This window comes from Rhodanobacter aciditrophus (assembly GCF_042679525.1).
GTDB lineage: Bacteria > Pseudomonadota > Gammaproteobacteria > Pseudomonadales > Marinomonadaceae > Marinomonas > Marinomonas aciditrophus.
The window spans coordinates 26,669-38,686 of record NZ_JBHTMN010000010.1 but is presented as its reverse complement, the minus strand read 5'-3'; the positions used below and the strand labels follow the sequence as shown (position 1 = coordinate 38,686).

Here is a 12,018-nt window from a genome sequence, read left to right as displayed (position 1 = left end):
AACAGGCTTTTGTTTGCACACTAAGCATGGCACATAGTTAGGAGGGCGAGTCCATCTTATTTCCCACTGTCTCTGACGTGTGGGAGCTGAATCCCACAATAACGTCTCCCAAAAGTTCCCATCTCTACAAAAACTAATAATCTGCCCCTATTCGACAAATACCGTCAACCAACTGTAAAGACACTTGTCCCATCTACCCTCGAGGCATAAATTCGATTCACGCCTTGTGCTTGGCATATCACTCCAAGAAATCAAGGTGTGCAGGTGAAGGGGTTCACTTTGGTAAAGTGACTGTATAAAAGAGCATTGGATCGCTCATTTATGCTACAACGGTACCTTGGATCGATTTGCGAAGCACAAGGCGTCTCTCATTCAAACCATCTCGTTTGTTTCCACGCTTGAAATTTGATTTCGCACCCCAAACAAGTTCTTATCTAAAGACATTTATAAATCCACAAGCAACGGAACGAGTTCTCATGAAAAAAACATTAGTCGCAGCGCTGGTTATGTCCTCTGTCTCACTGGCACAAGCGGCCGACACACCAGAATTAGACAGCAAAGAACAGAAGCTTGGTTACGCCATTGGCACCATGTTCGGTGGCCGCATGGCAAGTGACTTCGACGGTCTAGATCTAGAAGCGTTTAAAGCAGGGTTTGAAGACTCGTTCACAGGCGCTGAGCCAAAAATGACGATGGAAGAAGTACAATCTACTATCCAAGCCTTCCAACAAGAGCAAATGGCAGCAGCCCAAGCAGAGCAAGCAAAAATGGCAGAACAAGCCAAAGCTGACTCTCAAGCATGGCTGGACGAAAAAGCAAAAGAAGACGGTGCGGAGACAACTGACTCTGGCCTAGTCTACAAAGTGATCAGTGAAGGTGATGGCGAGAAACCAGCGGCTACTGACACGGTCAAAGTGAACTACGAAGGCAAGCTAATCGACGGCACCGTATTCGACAGCTCCTACGAGCGCGGCGAGCCGATCTCCTTCCCTCTTGACCAAGTGATTGCAGGCTGGACAGAAGGCGTACAACTGATGACCGTTGGCTCCAAATACGAATTCTACATCCCATCTGACCTAGCCTACGGCCCAGGTGGTACAGGCCCAATCCCACCTAACGCAGCACTACAATTTACCGTTGAGCTACTGGACATCGAAACACCAGAAGAAGCACCAGCAGAGTAAAATACCGATGCAATAAAAAAGGCCTCAACCGAGGCCTTTTTTGTGGGCGATTATCCAGACATGTAGGAGCTGAATCCTCTCAGCGACAAGAGCAGCAACCTCTATGGTGCCCAGAAACTAACTAAGCTTCCCCCTTCGCCTCACGCTCCGCCCAACGAGTAGCCGCCCAAAAGAATGCAATCGGAAACACATACATCATCACACCAATGTTGTGACTAAACATGGACTGAGTCAGAGCAAAATCCATATAACTCATAGGCACCAAAGCCCCTGCCATAGAATAGGCCTTCACATTCCAATTATCTTTGTACTTACGCATCTTGGCTAAAAACAAACGAAGGGGAACAAGATAAACGGCCATCAAGGCCAAGAAGCCAACAATCCCACGCAAACCTAAGGCATCAATATATTCGTTATGGGCATGGGAAAATTGCGCCGCAGCTGGAGCCATCTTACCTTGATCAGCAAGCTGTTTCTTCAGCTCCATTCCATGATATTCCCCAACCCCAACTATCGGAGAAGTTGTAAACAAATACAGATTGGCTTTCCACATTTCAAACCTCAAACCAACCGAGGTGTTTGGATTCCCTGCTACATAAGCTTCTACATTGTGAACCGCAGCTTGAAGCCTTTGAGTAACCCCCAAACTAGGAACGCTTAAAATCGCGCCCAAGCTAACAGCTCCAATCAACAGAAGCCCGACAATGAGTTTTTTGCCAAGTAATTCTCGGCTCTGCCATAAGAGGAAAAATAAAATAAGAGGAACCGCAACCCAACCACCTCTCGAGCCTGATAAAAGAGAGCCCAAAACACCTGAAAGAGCTGCCAATAATGCAATTACCGTATAAGCGAATTGTCGCTTAGAAAAGAAATATAAAGCAGCTACGGCACACAAGAGCCCCAAAAGCATTGAAGTATCACCGAACATAATCGGGTGTTCACCGCCCTTAGCTCTTGAATAGTTCAAGGCAAAACGCTCATAAACAGCAATACCCAAGGCCCCAAAAGAGCCTATAATAGCCCCTAACCATAGAGCCACTTTTGGACCGTTACAGTAGAGCATCAGCAAAAACGCAGGAATCACAAACAAGAATCTGGAAGGCCTGTCTAATTCTCTTGTATGCCAACCATCTAAATAAACAAAACCAACCATCAAGAGAAAGTAGATAAAGAAAACAACGACAAGGAGCAAATCACCTGTTGTTAACTTTATTTTATCTTTCAGAAAAGGGACACTTAAACCCGCTATAAACAACACAGCCATACCAATGCTGTAACCATTTGGGACCACAAGTGACAGCGCAAAACTCAGGCCTACCAACCACCAAACACTTTTCTTCATTACAAGCATTACAATATGTTCCTTATTTTGGGAAAAGCATTCTAAACATTATGGGAATATCTTTCTAATCTTCTGCAGGGTTTGATAAACTCAAGATCAAATTTTTTTTAGTGTCGATAAAATACTAGATTTAACATTCAATTAAAGCATTTATCTTTTAATTTTGCTGTAACAAGGACATATCATGCAGATAATCCCCGTAATTCTTTCTGGTGGCGTTGGCAGCCGTTTATGGCCTCTTTCTCGAGAGCATTTCCCAAAGCAATGCTTAAACCTAGCCCACGACCACCTTTCATTACTACAGCAAACTGCGCAAAGAACCCAACACCTGGATGTTTCAGCTCCAATTATTGTTTGTAATGATGACCATAGGTTCTTAATCGCACAACAGCTTCAAGAACTGGGAATAAAAGATGCGAGTATCATTCTAGAACCCGTTGGGCGTAATACTGCTCCAGCCATAGCCTTGGCTGCACTAGAAGCTAACTCAGATGATGCCATGCTGCTTGTGCTCCCTGCAGATCATGTTATCAATGATATCAGGGCGTTCGAAGAAGCCATTTCACAAGCGACGTCATTCGCAGAAGCGGACAACTTAGTAACATTTGGAATCACGCCTACTCGCCCAGAGACAGGCTATGGCTACATCAAAGCTGGCGAAAATCATGATGTGGAAAAATTCGTAGAGAAACCAGATTCTGATACCGCAGAAAAGTACCTAGCATCGGGAGATTACCTTTGGAATAGCGGTATGTTCCTATTTAAAGCAGGCACATTCTTATCTGAGCTAAAATCTCACCGTGAAGATATTTATCAAGCCGTCTCCAATGCATACCAAAACAAATCTCAAGATCTAGACTTCGTTCGAGTTGATACTGAGCTCTTTTCTGCCTGCCCGGAAGAATCTATTGACTACGCTGTAATGGAGCCAACCAAGCAAGCAAAAGTAGTCCCTTATTCTGGCGATTGGAGTGACATCGGTGCTTGGGATGCATTGTATGACTTCGCTGACAAAGATAGCGATCAAAACGTCCTAATTGGCGATGTCATGGCAGAAGACACCAACAATACCCTCATCAACGCTAAATCTCGATTAGTAGCCGCGGTAGGCGTCAATAACCTTGCCATTATCGAAACAGCTGACGCAGTGTTAGTGATCGATAAAAACAACGCTCAAAGCGTCAAAAAAATTGTTAAGCGTATTCAAAAGGAAGGCCGTGAAGAGCATGCCTTCCACACGACTGTCCACAGACCTTGGGGAACTTACCAAACCGTAGATCTAGGCAACCGTCACCAAGTTAAACGCATCATGGTAAAACCAGGTGAAAAACTAAGTGTGCAGATGCATCACCACCGTGCAGAACACTGGGTAGTCGTCTCAGGTACGGCCAAAGTTCAAAATGGTGACAAAGAAATTTTGCTGACTGAAAATGAATCCACTTACATCCCAATTGGCGAGATCCATGCTTTAGAAAACCCAGGTAAAATCCCTCTGGAGCTTATCGAAGTTCAGTCAGGCAGTTACCTAGGTGAAGATGATATTGTTCGTTTCAGTGACCGTTACGGCCGATAATCATAGGGAAGCTTGCACATGAAAACGTTAAAAGAATTGAGCCAAGATGGAAATGTGAGCTTTGGCACCAGCGGCGTGAGAGCGTTGGTGACAGACTTAACACCTCAAATCAACTACGCTTATGCTAGAGCATTCCTAACGCAGGTATGCCCTAGTGCGCGAACAGTCGCTATCGGCATTGACCTTAGACCGAGCAGCCCTTCTATTGCTAACGCAATGATCTTGGCGGCAGAAGACCTAAATATAGAAGTTATATTCTGTGGTGAACTACCAACACCCGCATTAGCGTACTTTGCCATGACACAGCAAATCCCAAGTATCATGGTCACTGGCAGTCATATTCCTTTTGACCGTAATGGCTTTAAATTCTATACCCCACAGGGTGAAATCACTAAAGCCCATGAGCAAGCGATACTCTCATCTTTTATTACTTTAGATAATCCTCTACAGGGGCGTTCACCTCAGGAAGTAAAGGTCGACTCTAAAGCACTAGATACATTCAAAGAGCGATACGTGTCTATTTTCCCAGATGGTTTTATGAAAGGGAAACGCATAGGGATATACGAACACTCAAGTGTTGCTAGGGATATCATTAAAGATCTGCTTAACTACTTTGGTGCTGAGGTGGTTTCATTAGAGCGTACCGACACCTTTGTTCCGATTGATACCGAAGCTGTCTCAAAAGAAGACCAACAAAAAGCATTATCTTGGTCTATAGAGCATAACCTAGACAGCATTCTGTCCACAGATGGAGATGGTGACCGCCCCCTTATCAGTGATGAAGACGGAAAATGGCTACGAGGGGATGTCGTCGGCATCTTGGTATCTCAATACCTAAAAGCGACACATGTAAGCTGCCCGATTAATGCTAATACGGCGCTAGAAATATCCAACCCTGAACTCGTTACACTTCGCACCCGCATCGGCTCACCCTATGTTATTGAGGGGATGGAGCAACTTGCTTCAGAAAACCAAGGTGCATCTGTTATTGGTTATGAGGCAAATGGTGGCTTTTTAACTGGCAGTAGCTTTGAAGTTAATACATCCATATTAACGCCTCTACCGACCAGAGATTCAATTCTGCCAATGCTTGCTATACTCGCTAGCTCAGTGGAAAGAAATAAACCAATCAGAGAGCTAGCATCCTCATTATCAGCACGCTATACAGCAAGCGATCGAATAAAAGACATACCAAGCGACACAAGCAAAAGGCTCATATCAAAACTGATCTCCGATCAAACGACAAAGTTAAGCTTAATCAAAACTATATCAGAACAAGATCAAGTCGATGTTACTAACATAAATGAAACAGATGGACTAAGACTCACCTTATCAAGTCAAGATATCGTTCATTTTCGCGCTTCTGGTAATGCTCCTGAACTTAGATGCTATGCTGAGTCAGAAAGCCAATCCCGAGCAGAAAATTTGGTAGATATTTCGTTGGACTGGGCAAAAACAAATAAATAAAGATATAAAAAAACAGGCTCAAATGAGCCTGTTTTTTTAATATGCGTTTTTGTTTATAAAGCCTTTAAAAACAGTCGCTATGATTATCTTTATATCAAGCCATAGTGACCAATTATCAATATACCAGAGATCATATTCCACACGCTTTTTCATCTTGTCTAGCGTATCCGTTTCACCTCGGTACCCATTGACTTGCGCCCAACCAGTAATACCCGGTTTAACCATATGGCGTCGCATATAAGACTCCACAAGATCTTTATAATACTCATTGTGCGCTAAGGCATGCGGCCGCGGGCCCACGATAGACATGTGACCTTGGAGGACATTGATAAATTGGGGAAGTTCATCTAGAGATGTACGACGTAAGAAACCACCAATAGGCGTCAGCCGGGAATCATTCTTAGTGGCCTGAGTCACCTGACCAGCTTTCTCTTGATGCACCTTCATCGATCTGAACTTGTAGACCTTTACTTCTTGACCGTTGGCACCTGTTCTAGCTTGCTTAAATAAAATGGGGCCTTTCGATGTTAATTTCACAGCACAAGCAATACCAATACAGATAGGAGAGATTAACAGCAGGATCATACTCCCAATTACCAAATCCTCTATGCGCTTAAGAACCCTTGCCTGGCCAGACATTGGCGTGACACTTAAATCAATAGCATACCTTCCAACGACTTCAGAGACGCGATGATTTAATAAACGAACATCTTTGAATTCAGGAAGATACCTTACCTCAATGGTTTCATTACGCAGAGCATACATGATTGATCGAACTATCCCTCCCATCTCTAAAGGCAGACATATCCAAACTTCATTAGCGCCTGAAAGGCGTATTTTCTCAGCTATATCAACAAGATCGTAAGCATCATTTTTACTTCTGATCCTGATTACGGAAGCCAAGGTATAAGAATTATTAGAAAAATCTCTAAGCCTTGAGCCAATAGAGCTGATAGAATTATTATCACCTATAATTAATATATTCCTTCTAAAGAAGCCTTTACGCTGAAAGTAAAATAACGATAATCTACTTATTAGGCGATAAATTACTAATACAGTAAAAGACAAAAGGAAAGAAAGGGAAATCCAATATCTATCAAAATTAGATGATTCATTTAGAAAATATATAAAAACAACTGTTACAAATGCTGAAAAAGATATGCTAGCCAAAATAGATTTAATAACACTTAAAACTGAATTAGATATCCAATTTGAGTAATCATCGTCAGATAGAGCCGATATAAAATAAGCCAAAGACATTGTAAATATGGCTATTATATATCTATCATGTAAATGAAACGTACCCTTAACATAAAAATGGGACAACATCGAGCAAAATAGAATAGAAAACAAGTCAACAAGCAAAACCCATATTAATGAGCTCTTTTTTTCAAACGTTTTTCTAGTCATAAAATTCACCTAAACCATAGACAGAAGTGTATCTCGAATGTCATATCTCCATTCCATTTTTGCAATTGATTGAAGTTTAGATGGATCACCACATAATGATTTAATCTCATTTTCCCTAACAAACAAAGGGTTTACAGCTACCTCTTTATCAGTGTTAAAAATTTCATTCGTTAACTTAATAATATCCTCAAGAGAGACTAAACGGCCAGAACAAATATTTACAATCTCTCCACTTGAAAAATCACTATTCAACAATTTAAAGTAGGCATCACAAACATCTCTGATATCATTAAACTCACGACTGACATCTAAGTTGCCCAATTCTAGCGATGAATCTCTTTTATATGCATCAATAATTTTCGGAATCAAAAAGATACCATTTTGACCTGGACCAACATAATTAAAAGGCCTAACAACAAGGATATTCATAAAATCAGAATATGTCTGAGCAATATGCTCCATAGAAAGCTTACTACAACCATAATGATTTACTGGGTAAGGTGTCATATCTTCGGATAACACACCAGAGGAATGATTCCCATACACTGCTGCACTACTAGCTAGTATAATTCTCTTATATTTATTTGAAGGCAATAACTTAATTGCTTCAAGTAAATTGACAGTACCGACAACATTGACATTATAGTATTTTGATAGGTCATCGAAATTTGAAAATGAAACTGCTGCTAAATGCACTACATAATCAGGGTCAAGCAATTTAATTTCGTTTTTCAATTCTTCGAGATTTAAAATATTAGAACTCAAATTGAAACACTTTAGTCCTTTTGACTCCAAATAGCGCTTCAAAAAAGAGCCGGTAAAACCGGCCCCTCCAGTGATAAGAACCTTAGAATGAAGCATCAATTTCATTCCTTCTGAGGTCTTCTTTAACCATCATTGCGCACAATTCTTCCAAAGAGACATTTGGTACCCAGTTAAGCTCAGACTGGGCCTTTGTCGCATCACCAATCAGCAATTCAACTTCGGCAGGACGATAGAACTTAGGATTTACTTTAACAACCTCTTTCCCAGTACTAACATCAACAGCAACTTCTTTTTCGCCACAACCTCGGAATTCAAGCTCAATATCTACTGCCTTGAATGCTAGCCTCACGAAATCCCTAACCGTTTCCGTACGATTAGTGGATAAAACGTATGTATCAGGCTTATCACTTTGAAGCATAAGGTACATACCTTCAACATATTCTTCAGCGTAGCCCCAATCGCGCTTTGCATCCATATTACCAAGCTCCAATACATCTAATTTGTTTAGTTTGATCTTTGCGACTGCATCTGTAATCTTCCTTGTAACAAATTCAAGGCCACGCAAAGGAGACTCGTGATTAAACAAAATACCACTACTAGCAAAGATACCATAAGATTCACGATAGTTTATAGTAATCCAATGCGCATAAAGCTTCGCAACACCGTATGGGCTGCGTGGATAAAATGGAGTTGTTTCTTTTTGAGGAATCTCTTGAACCTCCCCAAACATCTCAGATGTAGAGGCCTGATAAAATTTTATTCCTGTATCAACAATCCTAATCGCTTCTAAAAGATGCAATGCACCCAACCCTGTAATATGAGCCGTAGCTACTGGCTGGTCAAAAGACACACCGACAAAACTCTGTGCAGCAAGATTATAAATCTCATCAGGTTTTATCTCTGATACCATACGAATAGCGCTTGTTGCATCGGTTAGATCATATTCAATTAGACTAAGATTTGGATCATTTTCAATACCTAAATCCTTTATACGCCAAAAGTTCACGGAAGCCGTTCTTCTATAAGTTCCGTAGACCTTATAATTTTTAGATAATAAAAGTTTCGCTAGATAAGCGCCATCTTGACCAGTTATACCTGTTATGATAGCAGTTTTCATTTTTCTTCCTTCCAAATTAAGTACTGTTGATCTACATAATCTTTAAATTGATTAACAAACCTTTCATCGCTAAACCTTTTTGCATTTTCAATACAATCAATCGGTTTAATCGACAATCCGCTAGCTTCAAACTCAGTAATAGCATTAGCTAGAGAGTCTACCGATTGCTCGTTGAAAAATAACCCTGTAGCATTCTCTTTATCTGAGCCAATAATCGTTTCTAATGCACCACCTTTTGCATAAGCTATCACTGGTGTCCCAGAAGCTTGCGCTTCAAGTGGCGCAATACCAAAATCTTCTTCGGCAGCAAAAATATATGCCTTAGCCTTCGACAGATGGTCTTTTAAAACAGAGAAAGGCTGATGCCCCATGATAATAACATTTTTTCCCGCAATAGCTCTAACCTTTTCAAATTCTGGACCATCTCCTATTACTATCAGTTTTTTTTCTGGAAAGCGTTGGCTAAAAGTCTGAACAATTAAGTCAATTCTTTTATACGGCACCATACGAGAAGACGTCATATAAAAATCTTCCCGAACATTTGATTCAAATTCATTAACATAAACAGGAGGATAAATTACAACGGAGTCTCTCCTGTATATTTTGTTAATACGCCTTTCAATAAATTTCGAGATAGAAATAAAACGATCCACGCTGTTAGCGGTACGCAGATCCCAAATTCGAATTTTATGGAGAAACCATTTAGCAAATAAACCTTTTATACCATTATTCAAACCAGACTCTTTAAGATACTGATGTTGTAGATCCCAAGCGTACCTGATTGGGCTGTAACACATACATATGTGCAATTGATTTGGTGACGTAATCACGCCTTTCGCAACTGCATGCGAAGAAGATATTACAAGGTCATAAGTAGATAAATCAAACTGCTCAATCGCTAGAGGCATTAAAGGCAAATATGATCGATATTTTTTCTTAGCTAGAGGTAGATTTTGAATAAAAGAGGTATTGACACTTTTCCCCTTAATAAAGAATCTTTTGTCGTCATCCAAAAAGTCAACGGTACTAAATAGATCTGCCTCCGGATAACACTCTAGCATCTTTTCAAGAACTCTTTCCGCCCCAGCATAAGTTACTAGCCAATCATGTATAATAGCAACTTTCATCTATTCACCCTTTAATAATCCAATAATTTTTTTTGCGGAAAGCTCCCAATCAAAGCGCATCAAATTCTTTAATCCGTTATCTCTCAGTTTATCCATAAGCCTTTGGTCAGAGAGAACTAATTTAATTTTCTCTGCCATATCGGATGAATTCCTAGCATCAAAATATACAGCACTGTCTTCTAACACTTCAGGCATACATGCAGAATCAGATGAAATAACAGGACAAGAATGCTGTTGTGCCTCTGTAGGAGGGAGACCAAACCCTTCGTACAAAGAAGGAAAAACAAAAGCTTCAGCGTAATTGTAAATACTAGGTAGATCTTTTTGATCCACGTAGCCAGTAAAGATCACTCTATTAGAAAGCTGCTCACTATCATTTAAAATCTCAAAAACACTGGAATCACTATTAATAAAACCGTCTTTTCTACCAACAACAACCAAATTTACAAAAGGTATTTTCTCTACAGCCTTTAGCAACCCCTTAATATTCTTGTGAGGCTTGACGTTGCCAACAAACAATATGTACTTTTGAGGAAGTTTATACTTATCAAAAATTTTTCTATTGTAGCCATCTACCTTAAAAGAAGTATCAACACCACAATAAACAACATTTACATCTTTATTAGGCTTTAGATACTTAATTATTTCAGACCGGGAAAAAAGAGAGTCAGTTAAAACTGTTTGACTAAGAGTGACTGCACACTTCAACATCAACTTGGAATAAAGCCTCTCTTTCCAACTAAGAATATCAGGAAATGCAAGATGACAAACATCGTGAATAGTTACACACCGTTTTTTTGCCTGAGGCAAAAAAAGCGGGATATTATAATGGGGAGACCAAAATATATCGCAACTCGGTACCTGTTTAAAAAGGTAATACTGTTCAGAAATTGAGTAAACTGATGCATTTAGAGGAATCACTGAAACAGAATTCAAAACCTCATCCGATAAATGTATAATTTCCTTTTCATTAAGAAGTAATGACACATCGAACTCTTCAATAAAAAATGGAAGTAGGGAAGTCAAGTAAGTCCCAATTCCAGAAGATTTATGCATCCTAAAATCAATGACTAATTTTTTTTTCAAAACAGTGTAACCTTTACGATTATATTAGAGTTTTTAAGATTCAATTCAAATTACCAAAGGCTCAAACGCCTACCACTTAGCACATGCATCGATGCAGAATACAACACAGCCATTTGGACCCAAATATAGGTTCGAAAAACCCCCTGATTAAACTGCAATACAACCAACATTAGTACTGTAGCGACCAAAAGTGATTTTAGCATGGCCTTTTCTTCATTTAGCTGCGCTCGCTTTATAGCGTATTTTACTTTACCAAAGAGAAATAAAAGAAAAATAAGATAGCAAACGACACCAAATACCCCTTGACTGGCTAAAATTTCCGTTGTGACGTTCATCGGATCAAACGATTTAAAAGTTAGTAATGTTTCACTTGCTCGAAGATAATAATCCTGCCCTTGCGAGTATCTTTCAAAGATATACATACCGACCCCACCTAAGCCCACCCCAAAGATAGGATTGTCTTTAAACACAAAATAACTGTTTACTATTTGCCCCCATCTTTCCCTGAAAGACCAATGGTTATAAAAATCCCACCTAAAGAATTTAAAAAAGAACGTATCATATATGTCAGAAAAAAAAGGGTAAGACAAAATTATAAGGAGTAAAACTAAAACTATATATGGGAGAAGGCGTTGTATCTTAGAAATACTCATCATTAAATATATAATGTAGGCAAACACCGTGCCCGTAGAGGTCGAAGCTAAATAAAATATATTTAATAGAAGTACTCTAAAACCAACACCACGAGCCTTATATATTAGATACAAGTTATTAAAATAAAAGACCATTGGCACCATAAAGAGAGCATAGAATGATGGCTCATACGCAAAAGCGTTTGGCCTAACCATAAAACTAAGCTTTTGGTTAGCAAAAGGATCATTTATACCAAAAAAAGAAAGAATAAGTTGTATACAGGCATAAGCACCTACAGCAAAGAAAGAATATAT

10 protein-coding genes are annotated in these 12,018 nt (G+C 39.9%); 3 read left to right on the top strand and 7 right to left on the bottom strand.

Features of this window, described 5'->3' with window-relative positions; all coding sequences use genetic code 11:
* Positions 1 to 476 precede the first annotated feature (476 nt).
* Positions 477 to 1,184: an FKBP-type peptidyl-prolyl cis-trans isomerase gene (locus ACFQ45_RS09035; protein ID WP_377366850.1), complete on the top strand. Its 708-nt coding sequence runs from the start codon at positions 477 to 479 to the stop codon at positions 1,182 to 1,184.
* 121 nt (positions 1,185 to 1,305) lie between these two features.
* Here ACFQ45_RS09035 and ACFQ45_RS09030 read toward each other — a convergent pair whose 3' ends face one another.
* The gene (locus ACFQ45_RS09030; RefSeq protein WP_377366848.1) at positions 1,306 to 2,535 is read right to left on the bottom strand and encodes an O-antigen ligase family protein; all 1,230 of its coding nucleotides are present in this window, start codon (positions 2,533 to 2,535) and stop codon (positions 1,306 to 1,308) included.
* Between the two features lie 172 nt (positions 2,536 to 2,707).
* On the opposite strand from ACFQ45_RS09030, the gene ACFQ45_RS09025 reads away from it, so the two are divergent.
* Both ACFQ45_RS09025 and ACFQ45_RS09020 read left to right on the top strand, forming a co-directional pair.
* On the top strand, positions 2,708 to 4,099 hold the full coding sequence (locus ACFQ45_RS09025; protein ID WP_377366852.1) for a mannose-1-phosphate guanylyltransferase/mannose-6-phosphate isomerase: 1,392 nt from the start codon (positions 2,708 to 2,710) through the stop codon (positions 4,097 to 4,099).
* A gap of 18 nt (positions 4,100 to 4,117) precedes the next feature.
* Complete coding sequence (locus tag ACFQ45_RS09020) at positions 4,118 to 5,566, top strand: phosphomannomutase (protein WP_377366846.1); 1,449 nt, start codon at positions 4,118 to 4,120, stop codon at positions 5,564 to 5,566.
* A 36-nt stretch (positions 5,567 to 5,602) separates the two neighbouring features.
* Here the strand turns inward: ACFQ45_RS09020 and ACFQ45_RS09015 are convergent, their stop codons facing one another.
* From ACFQ45_RS09015 to ACFQ45_RS08990, 6 genes are all read right to left on the bottom strand, one after another.
* On the bottom strand, positions 5,603 to 6,976 hold the full coding sequence (locus ACFQ45_RS09015) for an undecaprenyl-phosphate glucose phosphotransferase (protein WP_377366844.1): 1,374 nt from the start codon (positions 6,974 to 6,976) through the stop codon (positions 5,603 to 5,605).
* A gap of 9 nt (positions 6,977 to 6,985) precedes the next feature.
* A complete protein-coding gene (locus ACFQ45_RS09010) occupies positions 6,986 to 7,837 on the bottom strand; it encodes an NAD-dependent epimerase/dehydratase family protein (protein ID WP_377366842.1) in 852 nt (283 codons plus the stop codon).
* Complete coding sequence (gene gmd / locus ACFQ45_RS09005) at positions 7,824 to 8,858, bottom strand: GDP-mannose 4,6-dehydratase (RefSeq protein WP_377366840.1); 1,035 nt, start codon at positions 8,856 to 8,858, stop codon at positions 7,824 to 7,826. Before gmd ends, ACFQ45_RS09010 begins: the two co-directional genes overlap by 14 nt.
* Positions 8,855 to 9,985, bottom strand: coding sequence for a glycosyltransferase family 4 protein (locus tag ACFQ45_RS09000; protein ID WP_377366838.1), 1,131 nt, complete (start codon positions 9,983 to 9,985; stop codon positions 8,855 to 8,857). The genes gmd and ACFQ45_RS09000 overlap by 4 nt, the downstream gene beginning before the upstream one ends.
* On the bottom strand, positions 9,986 to 11,071 hold the full coding sequence (locus ACFQ45_RS08995) for a glycosyltransferase family 4 protein (protein ID WP_377366836.1): 1,086 nt from the start codon (positions 11,069 to 11,071) through the stop codon (positions 9,986 to 9,988).
* A gap of 50 nt (positions 11,072 to 11,121) precedes the next feature.
* A partial coding sequence (locus ACFQ45_RS08990) for an O-antigen ligase family protein (protein ID WP_377366834.1) occupies positions 11,122 to 12,018 on the bottom strand: 897 nt, incomplete at its 5' end.

Excerpts from the sequence above, each read along its gene's own strand:
- ACFQ45_RS09035 (WP_377366850.1), top strand. The coding sequence starts at position 477 with ATGAAAAAAACATTAGTCGCAGCGCTGGTTATGTCCTCTGTCTCACTG.
- ACFQ45_RS09030 (WP_377366848.1), bottom strand. The coding sequence starts at position 2,535 with ATGCTTGTAATGAAGAAAAGTGTTTGGTGGTTGGTAGGCCTGAGTTTT.
- ACFQ45_RS09020 (WP_377366846.1), top strand. The coding sequence starts at position 4,118 with ATGAAAACGTTAAAAGAATTGAGCCAAGATGGAAATGTGAGCTTTGGC.
- ACFQ45_RS09015 (WP_377366844.1), bottom strand. The coding sequence starts at position 6,976 with ATGACTAGAAAAACGTTTGAAAAAAAGAGCTCATTAATATGGGTTTTG.
- ACFQ45_RS09010 (WP_377366842.1), bottom strand. The coding sequence starts at position 7,837 with ATGCTTCATTCTAAGGTTCTTATCACTGGAGGGGCCGGTTTTACCGGC.
- gmd (WP_377366840.1), bottom strand. The coding sequence starts at position 8,858 with ATGAAAACTGCTATCATAACAGGTATAACTGGTCAAGATGGCGCTTAT.
- ACFQ45_RS09000 (WP_377366838.1), bottom strand. The coding sequence starts at position 9,985 with ATGAAAGTTGCTATTATACATGATTGGCTAGTAACTTATGCTGGGGCG.